At 72.7% G+C, this 20,697-nt stretch carries 15 protein-coding genes and 1 other RNA gene; 6 read left to right on the forward strand and 10 right to left on the reverse strand.

Translation table 11 applies throughout. The features are described 5' to 3' along the window. Positions 1-62: 62 nt before the first annotated feature. Positions 63-1,034, reverse strand: a complete 972-nt coding sequence (locus ACFW48_RS03755; RefSeq protein ID WP_386310136.1) for a LysR family transcriptional regulator — start codon at positions 1,032-1,034, stop codon at positions 63-65. A gap of 83 nt (positions 1,035-1,117) precedes the next feature. Between ACFW48_RS03755 and ACFW48_RS03760 the strand changes: the two genes are divergently transcribed. Next, on the forward strand, positions 1,118-2,437 hold the full coding sequence (locus ACFW48_RS03760) for an MFS transporter (RefSeq protein WP_386310138.1): 1,320 nt from the start codon (positions 1,118-1,120) through the stop codon (positions 2,435-2,437). 48 nt (positions 2,438-2,485) lie between these two features. Here the strand turns inward: ACFW48_RS03760 and ssrA are convergent. From ssrA to ftsE, 5 genes are all read right to left on the reverse strand, one after another. Further along, positions 2,486-2,885: a transfer-messenger RNA gene (gene ssrA / locus ACFW48_RS03765) on the reverse strand. A 106-nt stretch (positions 2,886-2,991) separates the two neighbouring features. After that, positions 2,992-3,471, reverse strand: a complete 480-nt coding sequence (smpB, locus tag ACFW48_RS03770; RefSeq protein ID WP_073723717.1) for an SsrA-binding protein SmpB — start codon at positions 3,469-3,471, stop codon at positions 2,992-2,994. 46 nt (positions 3,472-3,517) lie between these two features. Further along, on the reverse strand, positions 3,518-4,714 hold the full coding sequence (locus ACFW48_RS03775) for a S41 family peptidase (RefSeq protein ID WP_386310140.1): 1,197 nt from the start codon (positions 4,712-4,714) through the stop codon (positions 3,518-3,520). A 68-nt stretch (positions 4,715-4,782) separates the two neighbouring features. After that, positions 4,783-5,700, reverse strand: a complete 918-nt coding sequence (gene ftsX, locus ACFW48_RS03780; RefSeq protein ID WP_121747257.1) for a permease-like cell division protein FtsX — start codon at positions 5,698-5,700, stop codon at positions 4,783-4,785. Positions 5,701-5,729: 29 nt separating this feature from the next. Further along, positions 5,730-6,419 (reverse strand): cell division ATP-binding protein FtsE, encoded by a 690-nt coding sequence (gene ftsE / locus ACFW48_RS03785; RefSeq protein ID WP_053131878.1) that lies wholly within the window; start codon positions 6,417-6,419, stop codon positions 5,730-5,732. Positions 6,420-6,634: 215 nt separating this feature from the next. Between ftsE and ACFW48_RS03790 the strand changes: the two genes are divergently transcribed. Continuing rightward, positions 6,635-6,826 (forward strand): hypothetical protein, encoded by a 192-nt coding sequence (locus tag ACFW48_RS03790; protein WP_386310142.1) that lies wholly within the window; start codon positions 6,635-6,637, stop codon positions 6,824-6,826. A gap of 127 nt (positions 6,827-6,953) precedes the next feature. On the opposite strand, the gene ACFW48_RS03795 is transcribed toward ACFW48_RS03790, so the two are convergent. The 4 genes from ACFW48_RS03795 to ACFW48_RS03810 form a co-directional block, all read right to left on the reverse strand. Beyond that, positions 6,954-7,685, reverse strand: a complete 732-nt coding sequence (locus tag ACFW48_RS03795) for a hypothetical protein (RefSeq protein WP_386310144.1) — start codon at positions 7,683-7,685, stop codon at positions 6,954-6,956. A 323-nt stretch (positions 7,686-8,008) separates the two neighbouring features. Continuing rightward, positions 8,009-9,115 carry a peptide chain release factor 2 gene (gene prfB, locus ACFW48_RS03800; protein WP_386310146.1) on the reverse strand — a complete coding sequence of 369 codons (1,107 nt, stop codon included), beginning with the start codon at positions 9,113-9,115 and terminating at the stop codon, positions 8,009-8,011. Between the two features lie 88 nt (positions 9,116-9,203). Beyond that, entirely contained in the window at positions 9,204-10,448 is a 1,245-nt protein-coding gene (locus ACFW48_RS03805; protein ID WP_386310148.1) for a serine/threonine-protein kinase, read from the reverse strand. Positions 10,449-10,591: 143 nt separating this feature from the next. After that, positions 10,592-12,313: a serine/threonine-protein kinase gene (locus ACFW48_RS03810; RefSeq protein ID WP_386310150.1), complete on the reverse strand. Its 1,722-nt coding sequence runs from the start codon at positions 12,311-12,313 to the stop codon at positions 10,592-10,594. Between the two features lie 442 nt (positions 12,314-12,755). Here ACFW48_RS03810 and ACFW48_RS03815 point away from each other — a divergent pair, with 442 nt between their 5' ends. From ACFW48_RS03815 to ACFW48_RS03830, 4 genes are all read left to right on the forward strand, one after another. After that, positions 12,756-16,721 (forward strand): FHA domain-containing protein, encoded by a 3,966-nt coding sequence (locus ACFW48_RS03815; protein WP_386310262.1) that lies wholly within the window; start codon positions 12,756-12,758, stop codon positions 16,719-16,721. Between the two features lie 179 nt (positions 16,722-16,900). After that, positions 16,901-18,298: an ABC transporter substrate-binding protein gene (locus tag ACFW48_RS03820; protein WP_386310153.1), complete on the forward strand. Its 1,398-nt coding sequence runs from the start codon at positions 16,901-16,903 to the stop codon at positions 18,296-18,298. Positions 18,299-18,302: 4 nt separating this feature from the next. Next, the gene (locus tag ACFW48_RS03825; protein WP_386310154.1) at positions 18,303-19,649 is read left to right on the forward strand and encodes a carbohydrate ABC transporter permease; all 1,347 of its coding nucleotides are present in this window, start codon (positions 18,303-18,305) and stop codon (positions 19,647-19,649) included. Then, positions 19,646-20,563, forward strand: a complete 918-nt coding sequence (locus ACFW48_RS03830) for a carbohydrate ABC transporter permease (RefSeq protein ID WP_386310156.1) — start codon at positions 19,646-19,648, stop codon at positions 20,561-20,563. Before ACFW48_RS03825 ends, ACFW48_RS03830 begins: the two co-directional genes overlap by 4 nt. Positions 20,564-20,697: the final 134 nt, after the last annotated feature.

Genomic DNA, 20,697 nt, shown 5'->3' on the forward strand with positions numbered 1-20,697 from the left:
TGTACCACACCGTGCTCAGGCCAAGAATGTAGCGCACGCGGAGGATGTGTGGCTCCCGCGTGTCAGTTGTGGACGGACATCACAGCGGCGTCGACGGCGGGAATCCATCCTCCGGCGGGCCTGCGGAGCCAGCCCTCCTCGGCCGCGACCTGGGCAGCCGCCCGGCGCAGCGCGTCGAACGCCGGGTGCGCCAGCCCCTTTCGCCAGACCAGTGACACCGGCGACAGCGGCACGGGATCGACGAGCGGGCGCACCACGGTCGACGCCATGGCCGGAAAGCTCACCACGGCGAGGATCGGATTGCGCGTCTTGTCCATGATCCGCTGGAACTCCTCCTCCCCGACGGCCAGCGGAGCGGGTGCCGCCACCGCGATGCCGCGCCCCTCGAACAGGCGGTGCGCGAGGTCGGTCCACTCCGATGTCCGCGGGTTTCCGGCCCCGGCGTACACGGTCTCGCCGGCGAGTGCGGCGAGCGGCACCCGGGGCAGTCCGGCCAGCGGGTGGTCCTCGGGCAGGACGACCGCCATGGGCTCGTAGCGGACGGGTTGGTGGCCGAGCCCGGCCCGCAGCGCCGGGGCGAGGCCCGCGAACCGGCCGAAGGAGACGTCGAGGCGGCCCGCGAGCAGTTCGGCGGCGGCGTGGGTCAGCCCGCTCTCGTAACGCGCCATCAACTCCTCCCCGGGCGCGAGCCCGCGGGCGCGCTCCAGGACCAGGCGGCCGGTGACCAGTCCCGGGGAGTTGAGGTCGACCAGCAGCGGGCGGGCCTGTCCGAAGGCGGCCAGGAGGTCGTCCTGCGCCTGGAGGACGCGGCGGGCGTACGGCAACAGCCGCTCGCCGTCGGCCGTCGGGGTCACCTGCCGGGTGGTGCGGACGAACAGCTCGGTGCCCAACTCCCGCTCCAGGCGCCGTACGTCCCTGCTGAGCGCCTGCTGGGCGACGTACAGGCGGGCGGCGGCCCGGGTGAAGTGCAGGTCCTCGGCGACGGTGACGAAGGCGCGCAGGAGGCGGGGGTCGAGGTGTGCGGGTGCGGACATCAGGCGAATTTACAACGGGAGTGCGTGAATGGGTCCGGAGAAGGTGTTGGACCCCTTGGTCACCCTCGGGCGACGGTAAGCGCATGCCGCAACCGACCTACGAACGCCCGTCCTCCCGGACCGCCTTCCTCGCCGTCACCGCCGACACCCTGGTCGCCGCCGACTTCGGCCCGCGCACCCGGCGCCGGCCGCCCGGCCCCTACCGGCGCCTCCTCGCCATACCCGGCGCCCGAGCGTTCACGATCGGAAATCTCATGGCGCGGCTGCCCATGGGCATGTTCAGCGTGAGCGCGGTTGTGATGATCGCCGGCACCCGTGGTTCGTACGCCCTCGCCGGCGCCGTGACCGCGACGGGACTCGCGGCGACGGCGCTGGTCGCCCCGTGGACGGCGCGCCTGGTGGACCGGCACGGCCAGGCCCGGGTGGCGCTGCCCGCCACCCTGATCGCCGCCCTGGGCTCGCTCGCCCTGCTGCTGTGCGTCCGGTACGGCGCGCCCGCCTGGACGTTGTTCGCCGCGTACGCCGCCACCGCCACGACGCCCAACACCGGCGGCATGGCCCGCGCCCGCTGGGCCCACCTGCTGAGAGGCAGGAAGGGCGCCGCCGACGCCCTGCACACCGCGAACTCCTTCGAGCAGGCCGCGGACGAGCTGTGCTTCATGCTCGGGCCGGTCCTCGCCGCGTTCCTGTGCACGGCGCTGTTCCCGGAAGCCGGCACGCTGGCCGGCGTGGTGCTGCTGGTCAGCGGCATGCTGCTGTTCACCGCCCAGCGCTCGACCGAACCGCCGGCCCGGCCGCGATCGACGGCGAAGGCCCCCTTCCGCGTCCCGGGAATCCCGCCGCTGCTGATGGTCTGCCTGGCGATGGGCGGGGTGTTCGGGGCCATGGAGGTCGTCACGATCGCGTTCGCGGACGCACAGGGACACCGTGCGGCGGCCGGGGTGGTCCTCGCGCTGCAGGCGGCCGGTTCCTGCGCGGCGGGCCTGCTGTACGGCGCGACGAAGCCGGCCGGCCCCGCCGAGCACCGCCTTCCGTGGTGCGTCGCGGCGATGACGGCCCTGCTGACGCTGCCGCTGCTCGCGGCGTCCCTCACCGGCTCACTGCCGCTGCTGGCGCTCACGCTGCTGGTCGCCGGGATGGCCACCGCCCCGACGATGGTCACCACCATGACGCTGGTCCAGCACCGCACCCCGGAGGGCCGCCTGAACGAGGGCATGACCCTCGCGGTGACCGGCCTGCTCGGCGGCATCGCCTGCGGCAGCGCGGCGGGCGGCTGGACGGTGGAGCACGCCTCCCCCACGGCCGCCTACGGCGTACCGGTCGCGGCGGCCGCGGTGGCCCTGCTGCTGGCCTTGGCACCGGCTCGGGGCTCGGCGGGCCCGGCCGGGCGGGCGCTGGCATGACGAAGGCCCCGCCGCGCTGGAGCGGCGGGGCCTTCGCCCACATGGGAACTGTGGAGATGGCGGGAATCGAACCCGCGTCCAACGGTGCGGAACCAGGGCTTCTCCGTGTGCAGTCCGCTTCGATTTTCTCAGCCCCGGAGATCACGCGGACAAGTCTCCGACGGGCTCAGTCACTGTTTGGTTTCCCTCTTCACCCCGTGACCGGGATCAAGGTTTAGTCCCCTAGCTGATGCCAGGATCCGGGTCGGGAACAGCCCCGGGCTGACACTCCCGTAGTAGGAGGCTCGCTTCGCTACCTGAGATCAGGCAGCGAGGGCGAAGGCCTGCTGGGAGGAATCGCGCTTGGTGTTGGCGATTATTTTTTTCGGCCTGTGGTTTACGAGATCATGGCCGCTTCCTCGACACGCTTCCCCTGCTTCGACATCCGCTGTCGAAACCGATCATCCCCATGTTGATTTTTCAATCCCCTCCGAAGAGGGCGCGCACCCGCTGTGGGGTGCAGTTGCCATCGTACGTGACCAACGCACGCGGGTGCCAGCCTATTCCCCGGGGGGTCAGGCCCGCTGCTTGCGCCGGATCGCCGAGATCGTCCGCTCCGCCTCGCGGCGGTCCTGCTTCTCCCGGAGGGTCTGGCGCTTGTCGTACTCCTTCTTGCCGCGCGCCAGCGCGATCTCGACCTTGGCCCGGCCGTCCTTGAAGTACAGCGCCAGGGGAACGATCGTGTGACCGGTCTCCTGGGACTTCGCCTCCAGCTTGTCGATCTCCACGCGGTGCAGCAGCAGCTTCCGCTTGCGGCGGGCGCTGTGGTTGGTCCAGGTGCCCTGGCTGTACTCGGGCACGTGCACGTTGTGCAGCCACGCCTCGTGTCCGTCCAGCTGCACGAAGCCGTCGGCCAGCGATGCCCGTCCCTGGCGCAGCGACTTCACCTCGGTACCGGACAGGACCAGGCCGGCCTCGTAGGTGTCGAGGATCTGGTAGTCGTGCCGCGCCTTCTTGTTCTGCGCGATCAGCTTGCGCCCTTTTTCCTTAGCCATAGTGCCGCCCATTTTCGCACTACGGAGGGGGTCCGCGGAAAGCCGATTACGCGGCCGGTCCCAGTCCGCTCAGCACCGTCCGCGCCCGTTCCATGGCGGCCGGGTCCGTCGGGTCGACCTCCAGGTCGGGCGTGAGGCCCGTGCCGTCGACGCCGCGGCCCGAGGGAGTGCGGTAGTGCCCGACGGTCAGCTCGGCCACCGAGCCGCCGGGCAGCCGGCTCGGCATCTGCACCGAGCCCTTGCCGAAGGTGCGCGAGCCCAGGACGACCGCCCGTCCGCGGTCCTGGAGGGCTCCGGTGAGGAGTTCGGCCGCGCTCATGGTGCCGCCGTCGACGAACGCGACCAGGGGTCTGGTGGTGTCGCCGCCGGGCTCGGCGTGCAGGGCCCGCTGGTCACCTTCGACGTCGTACGTGGCGACCAGGCCGCCGTCGAGGAAGGCGGAGGCGGCGGTGACGGCCTCGGCGACCAGGCCGCCGGAGTTGCCGCGCAGGTCGAGGACGACTCCGGCGCCGGACGGCAGCCGCTCCACGGCGCCGCGCACCTGTTCTCCTACGCCCTTGCTGAAGGAGAGGACCTTGACGACCGTGACGCCGCCGGCGAGCGTGCGCACGGTCACGGGGTCGGTGGAGAGCCTGGCCCGGCGTACGGTCTCGGTCCACGCGCGCGTGCCGCGTTCCAGGCCGAGCCGGACGGCGGTCCCGGCGGGCTCCCGCTCGGCGTCGCCGCGCAGTATCGAGACGACCTCCGTGACGGGGCGCCCGTCGACCCGCTCGCCGTCGACGCTGCGCAGCCGGTCGCCCTCGCGGATCCCGGCGCCGGCGGCGGGCGAGCCGGAGCGCACCTTGGTGACCTCGATGCGGCCGTCGCGCTCGCGGCGCGCGGAGAGTCCGACGCCGGTGTACCGGCCGTCGAGGGCGTCCTCCAACTCCTCGTACTCACCCCGGGAGTAGACGGCGCCCCAGCGGTCCCCGCTGCGGCTGACGGCGCGCTCGGCGGCCTCCACGGGGGACTTGCCGTCGGCCATCGCCTCGGCCGCCGCCCGCGCGACGTCGGCGTGTTGACCGTGCTGACCCTGCTGGCCGGTCGGGGCGGCCGAACGCGCCGTGTCGGGCGCGGGCTTCCGGTCGGCCTCGGGGAACGAGCCGGTGGCCGCGCCGGCGACGAGCACGCTCGCGAACACCAAGGTCAGGGCGGCCCCATGGCGTACGCGACGGGGCTGACAGAACGGGTCACGACCTGACATGCCGGTGAGTCTAGGACAACGCAAGAGGGCCGCACGGTCGCTTGACCGTTCGGCCCTCTTGGTATGTGTCACACCTTCAGGTACTTGCGCAGCGCGAAGAACGCGGCCAACGCGGGCATCAGCAGACTGGTGGCCAGGATGAGCGGAAGCTTCGTCAGCAGGGCGTCCCAGCCGATGAAGTCGATCAGGGCCAGCTTGTCGGCCAGGGCGAGCCCGTGGTCGATGATGAAGTACCGCGCGGTCACCAGGAAGCCGCAGGCGACCGCGCCGCCGATGAGGCCGGCGACCGCCGCCTCCATGATGAACGGCGCCTGGATGTAGAAGCCCGAGGCGCCGACCAGCCGCATGATGCCGGTCTCGCGCCGCCGGCTGAACGCCGAGACGCGCACCGTGTTGACGATCAGCATGAGCGCGACGACCAGCATGAGCGCCATCACCGCGCGCGCCGCCCAGTTCATGCCGTTGAGGAGCTCGAAGAGGTTGTCCAGGGTCGCGCGCTGGTCCGCGACGGACTGCACGCCGTCCCGGCCGTCGAAGGCGGTCGCGATGACCTGGTACTTCTCCGGGTCCTTCAGCTTGATCCGGTACGACTCCTGCATCTGGTCCGGCGTGAGCGAACTGGCCAGCGGCGAGTCGCCGAACTGGTCCTTGTAGTGCTTGTACGCCTCGTCCTGTGACTCGTACGTCACCTTGTCCACGACCGACAGCTCTTCGAGGTCGGCGAGGATCTGCTTCTTCTGGTCCTCGGTCACCGCGCCCTTGGCACAGGCGGGATCGGACTTCGCGTCGCTCTTGTTGCAGAGGTAGACGGTGACGTTGACCTTGTCGTACCAGTAGCCCTTCATGGTGTTGACCTGGTCGCTCATCAGCAGCGAACCGCCGAACAGGGCCAGGGACAGGGCGACGGAGACGATGACGGCGAAGGTCATCGTCAGATTGCGGCGAAGACCGACACCGATCTCCGAGAGCACGAACTGGGCGCGCATGGCGTCTCGTTAAGCCTTTCCGTTCCTCGTCAGTGCTGGTAGCCGTAGACGCCGCGCGCCTGGTCGCGGACGAGGCGGCCCTTCTCCAGCTCGATGACGCGCTTGCGCATCTGGTCCACGATGTTCTGGTCGTGGGTGGCCATGATCACGGTGGTGCCCGTCCGGTTGATGCGGTCGAGCAGCTTCATGATGCCGACGGAGGTCTGCGGGTCGAGGTTGCCGGTGGGCTCGTCGGCGATCAGCAGCTTGGGCCGGTTGACGAAGGCGCGCGCGATGGCGACGCGCTGCTGCTCACCGCCGGACAGCTCACCGGGCCTGCGGTCCTCCTTGCCACCGAGCCCGACGAGGTCGAGCACCTGCGGCACGGACTTGCGGATCTCGCCGCGGGACTTGCCGATGACCTCCTGGGCGAAGGCGACGTTCTCGCCGACCGTCTTGTTCGGCAGCAGGCGGAAGTCCTGGAACACCGTCCCCAGCTGGCGCCGCATCTGCGGCACCTTCCAGTTGGACAGGCGGGCGAGGTCCTTGCCCAGAACGTGCACCTGCCCGTGGCTGCACCGCTCCTCGCGGAGGACCAGCCGCAGGAAGGTGGACTTTCCGGAGCCGGAGGACCCCACGAGGAAGACGAACTCACCCTTCTCGACCTCCAGGGAGACATCCCTGAGGGCTGGGTGGTTCTGTTTGGGGTAGACCTTGGAGACGTTGTCGAATCGGATCACGGATGCACCACGGGTCGCCGGGGGTAGATGTGCGTGACCATACGCGAACCGGGGAGCCGACCGCAGTCACCGGTCGGGGTTGCGCATCAGTTGCGCGTTTTGTCCCTGGAGCGAGGGCGCGCGGGGCCCCTCGGAACCTGGCACAGTGGAAGGGGGAACGTTCGCGTCGGTGCGGGCGTTGTCCTGACGGAGCCGGCGGCAAGGAGGGTGAGCGCATGACGTACGACCGGTTGGTGTGCGCGAACTGCGCGGCGCCCGTGAGTGAGGGCAGGTGCCCGGTGTGCCGGGCGAACCGCGAGCGGATGCAGCAGGGGAACTTCTTCGCCGGACTGAATCCGATGACGCTGATCGCACTGCTGGCGGTGCTGGTCGCGGCGGTGGCCCTGCTGGCCCACCAGACCGCCTGACACCCCCGCGGAGGGCCCTGCGGGCCCCCGCACACGGTCACGGAAGGGGCCCGGAGCGCGATGTGCGCTCCGGGCCCCTTCGTGTGCGTGCGGGGCGCGTACGCGGTGCGTACGCGTACGGCTACCGTCAGGCAGCCGCGCCGCGGCCGTTCATCATGCGCGGCAGCAGGCGGAAGCCGATGCCACCGGCGATCATCGTGGCGGCGCCGACCAGCAGGAACGTGGTCTCCGCGGCGCCGGTCTCGGCCAGCTCGTCACCGCTGCCCTGGGCGGCGGTGTCGGAGGCCTGGGCCTCTTCGCCGGTGTCGGTCAGGGCCGAGGAACCCTCGTCCTGGGCGACGTTGTCGTTGCTGCCGCCGTCGGGGTCGGTGTTGTTGCCACCGTTGCCACCGTTGTCGCCGTTGCCACCGTTGTCGCCGCCATTACCCGGGTTCGTGGGCTCGGTGGGGTCCGTGGGCTCGGTCGGGTCCGTCGGGTCCGTGGGCTCCGTCGGGTCCGTGGGCTCGGTCGGGTCCGTCGGGTCCGTGGGCTCGGTGGGGTCCGTCGGATCGGTCGGGTCCGTCGGGTCCGTGGGCTCCGTCGGGTCCGTGGGCTCGGTGGGGTCCGTCGGGTCCGTCGGATCGGTCGGGTCCGTGGGATCCGTCGGGTTCGGGTCCGTCGGGATGTCGGTGGGCGGGTTCGTCGGCTCCTCGTCGTCACCGTTGACGCTCACGCCGAGGTCGACGTTGGTGTCGCCGACACCCGCGCTCACGCCGATGTCGAGCGCCGAAGCGGCGCCCGCGGCGGTCAGGGAGGCGCCGGCCGCGATCACTGCGCCGGCCGCTATGCGCGCGACACGGATGCGCGTCTTCTTCGTCATGTAGTTGCTACCCCCAGTAGCCGATTAGTCAGTGAGGCCGCACTCGGGGGCCGTGATCAACGGGAGGTAGCTGCGCGCTGAAGTCCCCCGGTTCACATGCGCCCCAGAAATACGCATGCCGCGCCTCACCCTTACGAATGTTCAAAGCAACGTCAAGGCCGTTGCGTACGCGATGTCCAGGTAAGGGACGTATGCCGGAAGCAAAGGGTGTGAGTGTGATGTAAAACCCAGACATCACCGGCGAACAAGGGGCCAGACAAAAGGCAACCGCCGCCCGAAGGGCGGCAGTTGCCTTGTCGACAAAGCGGCGTCTCCGCTTCGCGCTACTTCTCCTGCTGCTTGCGCCAGCGAATTCCGGCCTCCAGGAAGCCGTCGATCTCGCCGTTGAACACGGCCTCGGGGTTGCCCACTTCGTGCTCGGTGCGCAGGTCCTTGACCATCTGGTACGGGTGCAGCACGTACGAACGCATCTGGTTGCCCCAGGAGTTGCCGCCGTCGCCCTTGAGGGCGTCCATCTTGGCCTGCTCCTCCTGGCGGCGCCGCTCCAGGAGCTTGGCCTGGAGGACGTTCATGGCGGTGGCCTTGTTCTGGATCTGGGAGCGCTCGTTCTGGCAGGAGACCACGATGCCGGTGGGGAGGTGGGTGAGCCGCACCGCGGAGTCGGTGGTGTTCACGCCCTGGCCGCCGGGACCGGACGAGCGGTACACGTCCACCCGCAGCTCGGACTCGTCGATCTCGATGTGGTCGGTCTGCTCGACCACGGGGAGGATCTCGACACCGGCGAAGGAGGTCTGGCGGCGCCCCTGGTTGTCGAAGGGCGAGATGCGCACCAGGCGGTGCGTGCCCTGCTCGACGGAGAGGGTGCCGTAGGCGTACGGCGACTGCACGGCGAAGGTGGTCGACTTGATGCCGGCCTCCTCCGCGTAGGACGTCTCGTAGATCTCGGTCTTGTAGCCGCGCTGCTCGGCCCAGCGCAGGTACATGCGCTGAAGCTTCTCGGCGAAGTCGGCGGCGTCCACGCCACCGGCCTCGGCGCGGATGTTGACGAGCGCCTCACGGGCGTCGTACTCACCCGAGAGCAGCGTGCGGACCTCCATCTCGTCCAGCGCCTTCTTGACGGCCGTGAGCTCGGACTCGGCCTCGGCACGGGTGTCCGGGTCATCCTCCTCCTCGGCCATCTCGAAGAGCACGCCGAGATCGTCGATCCGGCCGCGCAGGGCCTCGGCCTTCCGCACCTCGGCCTGGAGGTGGGAGAGCTTGCTGGTGATCTTCTGCGCCGCTTCCGGGTCGTCCCAGAGGGACGGCGCGGCCGCCTGCTCCTCGAGCACGGCGATGTCTGCCCTCATCCTGTCGAGGTCCAGGACGGCCTCGATCGACTCCATGGTCGAGGAGAGGGACTTCAGCTCTTCGGATACATCGACGACTGCCACGCATCCAGCGTAACGGCTCCGTCCACCGGTATTCGCCGGACCGTAACGGGTGACGGTGGCCACGGCGCTCCCGGCCCGGCGGAGAGCCTCATGGAGAGGCCGGCGCCGAGTTCCGCGTGTCCTGGGGCCCCGCGCCACCCTCGTCACCGCCCGTGGCCAGCCACGTACCGACACCGATCGCCGCCACCAGGGCGACCCCGCCCGCGCCCAGCGCCAGCCGGCGGCGCCGCGCGGTGGCGCGGTTGCGGGCCGAACCGGGGCGCGGGGCGCCGGACGCGCGCGGGGCCCGGGCGGTGCCGCGGGCGCCGCCGGCCAGCTCGTCGGGGGCCGGTACGCGCATGGAGGTGTGCGTGTCGCGGTTGGAGTCGGCCGGCTTCGCCCCCGGCACCAGGGGCACCGCTCCCCGGCGCCGCACCGGCTCCCCCGCGGGCGCGGCCGGCGCCGGCGGCTCCTCGGGCGCGTCCTCCTCCTGCTCCGCGTCGGGCTCGTCCACGTCCAGCGGGCCCATCCCGGCCAGCATCGGCAGCAGCTCGCGCAGCCGGGCGCCCAGCTCGGAGGCGCGCAGCCGGGAGGCCGGCGCCTTGGCCATGCACTGCACGAGCAGCTGCCACAGCTCGTCCGGGATGCCGGGGAGGGGGACGACCCGCTCGGTCACATGGCGGCGCAGCACCGCGCCGGGGTGGCCGCCGCCGAACGGCGTGAAGCCCGCGAGCAGCTCGTACAGGACCGTGGCCAGCGCGTAGATGTCCACCGCCGCGCGCGGGGGCAGGCCCTCGACGATCTCCGGCGCCAGGTAGTCCGGCGTGCCGATGATCTTCGTGGCGCGGGTGCGCCGCGGGGTGTCGATGAGCTTGGCCACCCCGAAGTCCGTCAGGAGGGCCGGGTGCGAGCCGCCGGGGCCGAGCGGGCCCTGCATGTCGAGCAGCACGTTCTCGGGCTTGACGTCGCGGTGCACGACCCCGGCGGCGTGCGCGGCGGCCAGGCCGTCGGCGACGTCGGCGACGACGGCCACCGCGGCCTCGGGCGCCAGGCGCCGCTCCCGGTCGAGGCGGGTGCGCAGATCCGTGCCGCGGACCAGGTCCATGACCAGGGCGAGGTCGTTGCCGTCGACCACCAGGTCGCGCACGGAGACGACGTGGGGGTGCTCCAGGCCGAGCAGGGCGGTGCGCTCCTGCACGAAGCGCGAGACGAGCTCCTGGTCGGACGCCAGGTCCTCGCGCAGCAGCTTGATCGCGACGGGTCCCTCGGGACCCTCGCCCAGCCACACCGTGCCGGCACTGCCCCGACCGAGGACCTGGTGGGCGGTGTACCGGCTGCCGATCTTCCGTGCCAAGGCTGCTCCTACCGACGCGTGTTGCGCTAAAAGTACGCGTCCGGGGAGCCAACCTTCACAGCGGAGGCGGAAATCACCCGCCGGGTGTCGACAAATCTCCAGACTCGTCGTCGGATTCGGCGAGAACGCGGTCCGCCGGCGGCTCAGTTACCGGTCGAAGTCCCGCCGCCCGAGCCGCCGCCCAGGTCGCCGATCCAGTCCGTCACGGTGGTGAACCAGTCACTGAGCTGCTCCCAGTAGCCCTTGCCCGTGCCGATCCAGTCCTGCAGGGGGCTCAGCTCCCAGATGAGCCAGCCGGCCACGAACAGGATGACGAGCGTGAACAGGCATCCCTTGAGGCAGCCCAGCCCGGGGATCCGCATCGGGTTGGCGCTGCGCTGCCGCGGCGGCCTGGGCTCACGCCGGGGCGGCTGGGGCTCGGGCGTGTGCGGCGGGGCGTACCGCTGCGGCTGGGGCCGGGGCGGCTGCTGGGGCTGCTGGGTGGCGTACCGCTGCGGCTGTTGCTGCTGCGGATAGCCGTAGCCGGGCTGCTGGGGAGGCGGGCCCTGCGGGGCCTGGCGTGGCGGCTGCTGCGGGCGGGAGACCTGCCGCTGGGGGCGGCGGCGCAGCGGGTCCTCGTTCGGGTCGAGGTACTGGACCTGCGTCTGCTCGTTGCGGTCGCGTGCGGCGCGCAGCTGGTTCTGCCAGGGGTGCGGGTCGTCGGGTCCGCCGGGCTGCCCGTCCTGGCCCTGCCCCGGCCCGCCCGGCTGTCCCGGCGGCACCGGTGGCATGACGGCGGTCGGGTCGGCCGCGCCGCGGTTCGGGAGTACGGCGGTGGGGTCGGCGGCGCCCGAGGCGTTGCCGGTGTGCGGCAGGACGCTGGTCGCGCCGTTCGGGTCGTAGGCGCCGTTCGGGTTCTGGGGCAGGACCTGGGTCGGGTCCGCGGCGCCGGGGGCGCCCGGTACCTGCGCGGGGGCCGGGTCGGGTGCGAGGAGCACGCCGACGTTCTCGGCGGCGCCGATCTGCGCGCTGCTCGAGTGCACGCCGATGCCCTCGGCGACGACGCGCAGGCCGCGGGCGAGGTTCTCGGCGCTGGGGCGCTCGTCGGGGTTCTTGCGCAGGCAGCGCTCGATGACCGTCCACAGCGGGTCGGGGACGGTGGAGGGGCGGCGGGGTTCGGCGCTCAGGTGCTGGTGCAGGACCTCCAGGGCGGAGCCCCCGCCGAACGGGGGCCGGCCGGTGACCAGCTCGTACAGCAGGATGCCGGCGCCGTACACGTCGACGGCGGAGGTCTGCGGGCGGCCCTCGGCGGACTCCGGCGCCACGTACGCGGGCGTGCCGACGAACTCATGGGTGCGGGTGAGGCCGGGCGAGTCGGCGAGGCGGGCGATGCCGAAGTCGGTGAGCATCGGGTGCATCTCGCCACCGGTCTGCTTCAGCAGGACGTTGGCCGGCTTCAGGTCGCGGTGGACGACGCCGTCGGTGTGGCTGGCGGCGAGGGCGTCGGCGATCTGGGCGGTGAGCAGCGCCGCGGCGACCGGGGTGAACGGCCCGTTCTCGCGCAGGTAGCGGTGCAGGTCGGGACCGTCGACGAGGTCCATGACGAGCGCCAGCAGCTCGCCCTCGACGACCAGGTCGCGGACGCGGACGATGTTGGGGTGGGTCAGCCGGAGCAGGACGGAGCGCTCCCGCAGGAAGCGCATCACGATGTCGGGATCGCTCGCGAGCTCCTCCTTGAGGACCTTGATCGCGACGGTCTCGCCGGGCTGTCCGGCCACGGCCGCCTCGGCACCCGCGGTCTCCCGCTGGCGGGCCCGCCAGACGGTGCCCGTCGCGCCGCGGCCGAGGGGCTCCTCGAGGAGGTACTTGCTGCCTACCGGCCGCACGTCATGCGCTCCCTGTTGCTTGCTGGCTGTTCCGACCCACTGTAGTGCCGTGGTCCCGGCACCGGGTTGTCGTCGTTCTGTGGGGTTCCCATTGGTCCGCAGGTACGTCTTACGTTCCGTGTCCGTACCCGTTCAGGTGCAGGTTCGAGGGAAAGACGCTCGACCCGGTCCCTTGGTTGCCGGGCCCGGACGTGACCGATCTCAAGCGGACGCCGTTCGATCATCGGGGCACCACCTGTCAGGCACTTTTGCGGGCAGAGGCGACCAATCAAGATCATTTGACGGCGGGTGGCGGGCGCGTTGTCAGTGGCAGGTGCGAGGATGCGTGCAGTACTGGCCGACGTGCTCGTGTGGCGGTGGGGGAAGTCCGCGGTGGGGGACCGTGGTAGACGGCTTCTGTCCCCGGCGCGCGGGCGCCCGCGCGAAGGGACCGCTGACGGCGATGCAGATCCGGCTGACCGTCGTAGACCCGCTGGGCCCGCATGCTTCGGTGGGGGGCCGCGCCGCGAGCTGCGACGTGCTGGTCACCGCACCGGCCGGCACGGCCCTGGCCGCGGTCGCCTCCGCACTGGCCGCGGCGCTCCCCGGTGGTGAGGGCCCGGGCACCGGCCAGGTGGTGCTCTACGCCGGCGCGCAGCGGCTCGACGCCCAGCGCAGCACCCTGGGCGAGCCCCCGCTGACCGACGGCGCCGTGCTCTGCCTGGGCGCCCCGGGCGAGCCCGACCCGCACGCCGAGCCGGCCGACGCCCCGGCCCAGCTCCACGTGGTCGCCGGCCCCGACGCCGGGGGCGTCCACCTGCTGCACGGCGGCCAGATCCAGCTCGGCCGCTCCGCCGACGCCGACGTCGCGCTCGACGACCCGGACGTCTCCCGGATGCACTGCGCCGTGACCGTCGCCTCCGACGGCCACGTCTCGGTCGCCGACCTCGGCTCCACCAACGGCACCACTCTGGACGGCACCCGCGTGGGCACCCGCCCGGTCCGCTTCGTGCCGGGGGCGCTGCTGCGGATCGGCGAGTCGGCCCTGCGGCTCGTGCCGGTCCGCGAGGGGGCGCAGGCGCGGGTGGCGACGACCCCGGACGGCGAGGGGCACGTACGGCTGTCCGGTGCACGGGCACTCCCGTCCGCCGCCGGGACGGGCGACGGCGACGAGGTGGTCCACGCGCGCGTGGCCGACGGGGCACAGGGACACGCGCCCGTGGGGGGCGCGGGCACGGCGGACGGTTCCGCGCGTACGGCGGGCGGCACGGTCGATTCCCCGCTCCCGAGCGGTGCGACGGACGGCCCCGCACGCACGACCGGGAGGGCGGGCACGCGCCCACGCACGGCGGGCGGGACGGACGTTTTCCCGCACACGGCAGGCACGCCGGACGGCTTCGCGAACAGGGCCGGCGGGCCGGACGGCCCGGCCCGCGGAGCCGGGACCGACGAGTGGGGCGGCCCCGCCGCGCGGACGCACCACGCCTACGGCACGGCGGACCACGGCACCGGCGCGGCGCCGGCCGAGCCGCCCCAGGTGCCCGGTCAGGGCGGCGCGCCCCGCATCGAGAGCCACGGCACCGGCCCCACGGCGGGCACGCCCCGCCCGGCCCCCGCCGGAGGCGACACGCACGGCGGCGCGTACGGAGCGGGCGCGTACGGAACGGACGGCTACGAAGCAGCCGCCCCCGGCGCGGACGTCCTCGGCGCGGACGCCGCCGGAACCGCCCCCTTCGGCGAGGCCTCCGGCCCCGCGGGCGCCCCCGGCCCGGACGCCGGCACCGGACGCAAGGGAACGCCCCTGCGGGGCACCGACGTGCCCCAGGGCGTGCGCAGGCGCGGCGGGCTCGGCGCGTGGGCGCGGCGGCTGGCCGGCGGGCGCGGCTCCACCCAGGACACCACCGGGTCCGGCACGTACGCGTACGACGAGGAGCCCGCCGGACCGGCGCCGACGGCCCCCGCGGGCACCTCCCGCGCGCCGGAGACCTGGCCGGACCCCGCCTCGTTGCTGCTGACGGCGCTCGGACCGGGGCCGCGGCTGTGGGAGCGCGGCCCGGGCCACCCGGAGGCGCTCACCGTGCGGCTCGGCACGGCCGACCGGGTGGCGCCCGGCGGCGACGCGCCGCTGCCCGCGGTCCCGGTGACCGCCGGGCTGCGCGAGGTCGGGGCGCTCGGGCTGGCGGGCCCGCGCGCGCGGCTCGCCGGGCTGGCCCGCGCGGTGCTGGCCCAGCTCGCCGCGCTGCACTCCCCCGACGTCCTGGAGATCGTCCTGATCAGCGCGGACCGCTCCCGTGCGCTCGACGAGCGGGCCGCCGAGTGGTCCTGGCTGGGCTGGCTGCCGCAGCTGCGCCCGGGACACGGCCAGGACTGCCGCCTGCTGCTCGCCTACGACCGCGAACAGGCCACGGCCCGCGCTCACGAACTCCTCCGCCGCCTGGAGGACCATCTGACGGACACCCGGACCGGAGCACGGCCGACGACCCCCGCCGGCACGATCCCGGCCCAGCCGGCGGCTCCCACGCAGGCCGCACACGGGACCGGTTTCGCATCCGCCCCCGCAGCCGGGCGGACAGCAGCCCCAGGCACCACCCCGGCAGCGACCCCCACACAGGCCGCACACCGGGCCGACCCCACAACCGCCCCCGCCCCCGCAGCCGGGCGGACAGCCGCCCCAGGCACCACCCCGGCGACGACCCCCACACAGGCCGCACACCGGGCCGACCCCGCAGTCAATCCCCCCGCCTCCCGCCCGACAGCGGCCGCGGGCGGCGCCCGGCAGCCGTCCTGGGCGCGGCCCGATGACGGGACCGACCCGTCCGGCGGCTTCGCCGGGCCGTACACCGTGGTCGTCGTGGACGGGGACCCCGGCGGCGCCGACGTGCGCGAGGCCGTGGCGCGGCTGGCCCTGGAGGGCCCGCGGGCCGGCATCCACGTCGTGTGCCTCGCCGAGACGGCCGCGGCCTCCCCGACCTCCCCGGTGACGGAGACCTACGAGGCGGCCTGCGCGGTGTCGCCGGTGTTCCGGCAGTGCGGTGCCGTGGCGTTGCTCAGCGGCGACGTGGCGACGGCACTGCGACTGCTGCGCATCGCGCGCGCGGGCACCTCCCCGGGCGCCCAGGGCGCTCCGGCCGCCCCCGCCGGCCCGGTCGGGCACGGCACCCTCGGCACGGTCGACGCCGTCTCCCTCGCCTGGGCCGAGCGGTTCGCGCGCGCGCTGGCACCGCTGCGCACCGACGGCGCGACCGGCGAACGCCAGGCGCGCGTGTCCGCGCCGCTGCCCCAGGCGGCCCGGCTCCTCGACGAGCTGGGCCTCGCCCGGGCCACCCCCGCCTCCCTGATGGCCCGGTGGGCGGCCGCGGCCGACGACACGGAGGCCCTCGGCGGACGAGCGCAGGCCGTACTGGGCGCCGGGCCGCGCGGCCCGGTCACCGTCGACCTCGCGGCCGAGGGACCGCACCTGCTGATCGAGGGCCCGCCCGGCAGTGGACGCACCGAGTTGCTGCGGGCACTGGTCGCCTCGCTCGCCTCCGCCGAACGCCCCGACCGCCTCGGGATCGTCCTGATCGACGGCCGGGACAGCGTCAGCTCGGGCGGCGGGCACGGCGAAGGACTGCGTGTCTGTACGGACGTACCGCACGTCACCACCCACCTCACCGCCAACGACCCCGTCCGCATGCGGGAGTTCGCCCAGTCCCTGAGCGCCGAGCTGAAGCGGCGCGCCGAGCTGCTCGGACGGTCGGACTTCGCCGAGTGGCACACCGGGCGGGAGGTGTCGGGCCGGATGGTCACCCAGCGCACGGCGGCGGGCGCGGCCGGCCCCGGGTCGATATCGGGTGCCGGGGACATCGACTCCCCGCCCAGCTCCACCCTGCGGCTGCGTCCCGGTGGAGCCCGGCGCCGGGCGGGGGCCGTGCCACCACTGCCCCGGCTGGTCGTGGTCGTGGACGACCTCGACGCGCTCGTCACTCCCCCGCTCGGCTCACCCGGGCGGCCCGCGGCGGGGTCGGTGATGCGCGCGCTGGAGGCCGTCGCGCGGGAGGGCGAGCGGCTCGGGGTGCACCTGGTGGCCGCCACCGGCCCCGGGGGCCGTACGGAACAGACGGAGCCGGCCCGCCGGGCTGCGCTGCGGGTCACCCTGGAGGCGCCGGTGCCGGGACCGGACGAACCGGCGCCGGGGCGTGGGCGGCTGGCCTCCGCGGAGGGGCGGTCCCTGGTGTTCCAGGGCGGCCGGGTCACCGGGCGCATCCCGCGGACGGCGACCCTGCGGCCCACCGTGGTCCCCCTGGAGTGGCACCGCATGGGCGACCCGCCCACCCGGCGCCCGGTACGCGAGTTGGGCAACGGTCCGACGGATCTGGCGTTGCTGGCCAGCGCGTTGGAGCGGACCGCGCGCGAGGTGTCGGCGGCGGAGGTGCCGTCGCTGCTGTGACGCCGGGCGGAACACCGCCTCCTCGACGTGCCCCGCCCGGCGTGCCCACCTGGTCACGACGCGGTCACGATCCCCCGCTTGACAGCGGACGCGCTCTTGCCGCCCTCACCCCCCTGGCGTACACCAGAGCGCACGGGACAGCGCCGAACGTTCGACGAGGAACGAAGAACGGGGCAGTGATGCGCACGAGCAGCACCATCCGATCACGCAGGACCGCCAAGAGGACCACTCGGGCCGCCGCCGCCTTCGCCGCGGGAGCGCTCGCGTTCTCGCTCACCGCGTGCGGTGGCGACGACGACAACGGCGGCGGCGACAACGGCGGTCAGGGGGGCGGCGACAAGAAGCCGGCCGCCACCGTCACCCTCCCCAAGTTGGACGGCGAGAGCCTGGAGGTAGCCGCCGTCTGGACCGGTGCCGAGCAGGAGAACTTCAAGAAGGTCCTCGCCGAGTTCGAGAAGCGCACCGGCGCCAAGGTGACCTTCGTGCCCGCCCAGGACCCGATCATCAACTTCCTCGGCTCGAAGATCGCGGGCGGCGCCCCGCCGGACGTGGCGATGCTCCCGCAGCCCGGCGCCATCAAGCAGGCCGTCGACAAGGGCTGGGCCAAGCCGCTGGGCGCGGAGGCCACCAAGGAGCTGTCGGAGAACTACTCGCCGGGCTGGCAGGAGATCGGCAAGGTCGGCGGCAAGCAGTACGGCGTCTACTACAAGGCCGCCAACAAGTCCCTGATCTGGTACAACGCCCAGGTCTTCGAGAACGCGGGCGCCTCCGAGCCCAAGACCTGGGACGAGTTGCTCACCACGGCCCAGACGATCTACGACTCGGGCGTCACACCGTTCTCCGTCGGCGGCGCGGACGGCTGGACCCTCACCGACTGGTTCGAGAACGTCTACCTCTCGCAGGCGGGCCCGGAGAAGTACGACCAGCTGGCCAAGCACGAGATCAAGTGGACGGACCCGTCCGTCAAGGAGGCGCTGACCACCCTCGCCGAGATCTGGGGCAAGAAGGACTACGTCGCGGGCGGCGCGTCCGGCGCGCTGCAGACCGAGTTCCCGGCCTCGGTGACGCAGACCTTCACCGGCGGCGACCAGCCCAAGGCGGGCATGGTCTACGAGGGCGACTTCGTGCAGGTCAACATCGCCGAGACGGACGCGAAGGTCGGCACGGACGCGAAGGTGTTCCCGTTCCCGGCCGTCGGCGACACCGCACCGGTGGTCTCCGGCGGCGACGCGGCCGTGGTCCTGGAGGACTCGAAGGCGGCGCAGGCACTGGCCACCTGGCTGGCCTCGCCGGACGCGGCGACGATCCAGGCGAAGCTCGGCGGCTACCTCTCGCCGAACAAGAACGTGGACGCGTCGGCGTACCCGAACGACGTGCAGAGGAAGATCGCCGAGGCGCTGGTCGCGGCCGGCGACGACTTCCGCTTCGACATGTCGGACCAGGCCCCGCAGGCCTTCGGCGGCACGCCCGGCAAGGGCGAGTGGAAGGCCCTCCAGGACTTCCTGAAGAACCCGAAGGACGTCGAGGGCGCGCAGCAGCGGCTGGAGGCGGACGCGGCCGCCGCCTACGGAGGCTGACGCGATGACGTCGGCCACGGCGGCGGGGACCTCACCGGGCCCTGCCGCTCCCAAGTCGCGCAAGAGCGTGACCGGCACCCGCAAAGCCGTGGCGGCCCTGTTCCTGCTGCCCGCCCTGGTGCTGCTCGGCGCGCTCGTGGTCTACCCGATCGGGTACTCGCTGATCCGCAGCTTCTACGACCAGTCCGGCGACGGCTTCGCCGGATTCGACAACTACCAGGCGCTGTTCACCGACGACGGCATCCGCACCGCCCTGAAGAACAACATCATCTGGGTGGTGTTCGCGCCGACGGTCGCCACCGCGCTCGGGCTGATCTTCGCGGTGCTGACCGAACGGGTGCGCTGGGGCACGGCGTTCAAGCTGGTCGTCTTCATGCCGATGGCGATCTCGATGCTGGCGGCCGGCATCATCTTCCGCCTGGTGTACGACCAGGACCCGGACAAGGGCGTCGCGAACGCGGTGTGGGTCGGGGTGCACGACACGTTCGCCGAGTCGTCCGCGTTCCCGAAGGCACACCCGGGCCGTGAGTCGCCGCTGGAGCCGGCCGGCGGCGGCGCGTTCATCACCAAGCAGCCGGTGAGCGCGGGCCGGACGGTCGTCCTTCCCCTCGTCGGTGTCGCCCCCGACCTGATGCCGGACGGCGCGGAGAAGGCCGTACCCGCCCGGCCCGAGGACGGGAAGATCACCGGCACCACCTGGCAGGACTTCACCCGCGGCAAGGGCGTCGGGACACTCAACGGCGTCGACGCCACCGAGCTGGGCTATGCCGGGATGAAGATCGAGGCCGTCAAGGACGGCGAGGTCGTCGCGTCGGCCACGGCGTCCGGCGACGGCACCTTCACACTGCCCGCCGCGGCCGACGGAGCGCGGCTCAGACTCCCCGCCGACAACTTCAAGGAGCCCTACAACGGCCTGAACTGGCTCGGCCCCTCGCTCGTCACGCCGGCCATCATCGGGTCGTACGTGTGGATGTGGGCGGGCTTCGCGATGGTGCTGATCGCGGCGGGGCTGGCCGGAGTCCCGCGCGAGCTGCTCGAAGCCGCCCGGGTCGACGGCGCCAACGAGTGGCAGGTCTTCAGACGGGTCACGGTCCCGCTCCTGGCGCCGGTCCTGGCGGTCGTGGCCGTCACCTTGATGATCAACGTCCTGAAGGTCTTCGACCTGGTGTTCATCATCGCCCCCGGCTCCTCCCAGGACGACGCGAACGTGCTCGCGCTGGAGCTGTACCGCAAGGGCTTCGCCTCGGACCAGCCGGGCATCGCCAGCGCCATCGCGGTGTTCCTGCTGCTCCTGGTCATCCCGGTGATGTGGTTCAACGTACGGCGGCTGCGGCGGGAGGTGCGGCGATGACCACGGACGCGGGCTCCCTCACGAAGACGGCGCCGACGCCACCCGGGACGGCCGTCAAGGCGAAGCAGTCGCTGGGGTCGCGGCTCGCCGAGGGGGTCAGCGGCGGGCTGGTCCGGGTGTTCCTGATCGTCGTGGGCCTGTTCTGGCTGGTCCCGACGATCGGCCTGCTGCTGTCCTCCCTGCGCACGCCCCGGGACATGGCGGCGAGCGGCTGGTGGGAGGTCTTCACCAAGCCGTCCCAGCTCACCTTCCAGAGCTACGAGGAGCTGCTGAAGAACGGCGACATCACCTCCTCCCTCCTCAACACCGTGATGATCACGGTCCCGGCGACGGTCCTGGTCGTGGTCATCGGGTCGCTGGCGGGCTACGCCTTCGCGTGGATGGACTTCCCGGGCCGCGACTGGTGGTTCCTTGCCGTGGTCGGGCTGCTCGTCGTCCCCGTCCAGGTCGCCCTGATCCCGATCGCCGAACTCTTCGGGAAGATCGGCCTGTTCGGGTCGGTCATCGGCGTGATCCTGTTCCACGTCGGCTTCGGCCTGCCCTTCGCCGTCTTCCTGCTGCGGAACTTCTTCGCGGAGATCCCGAGAGAGCTGCTGGAGGCGGCCCGGCTGGACGGCGCGGGTGAACTGCGGCTGTTCCTCCGGGTCGTGATGCCGCTGGGCGGGCCCGCGATCGCGAGTCTGGGCATCTTCCAGTTCCTGTGGGTGTGGAACGACATGCTGGTCGCGCTGATCTTCTCGGACTCCGGGAGCCAGCCGATCACGGTCGCCCTACAGACGCAGGTACGGCAGTTCGGCAACAACATCGACGTACTGGCGCCGGGAGCGTTTATCTCCATGGTGATCCCGCTGGCCGTGTTCTTCGCGTTCCAGCGGCAGTTCGTCTCCGGCGTGATGGCGGGCGCCGTCAAGTAATCGCCACAGCAGCACTCTTGAGGGAGCGGGCCGAACACCGGCTCGCTCCCTCCTTCGTTCGAGGGCTTCCCATGGGCACGGGGTCCCCCGAATGCCGCAGGGGCCGTAACCAAGTCACTCCATTGGCCGTTCCC

This window comes from Streptomyces sp. NPDC058812 (assembly GCF_042744565.1).
GTDB classification, from domain to species: domain Bacteria; phylum Actinomycetota; class Actinomycetes; order Streptomycetales; family Streptomycetaceae; genus Streptomyces; species Streptomyces thinghirensis.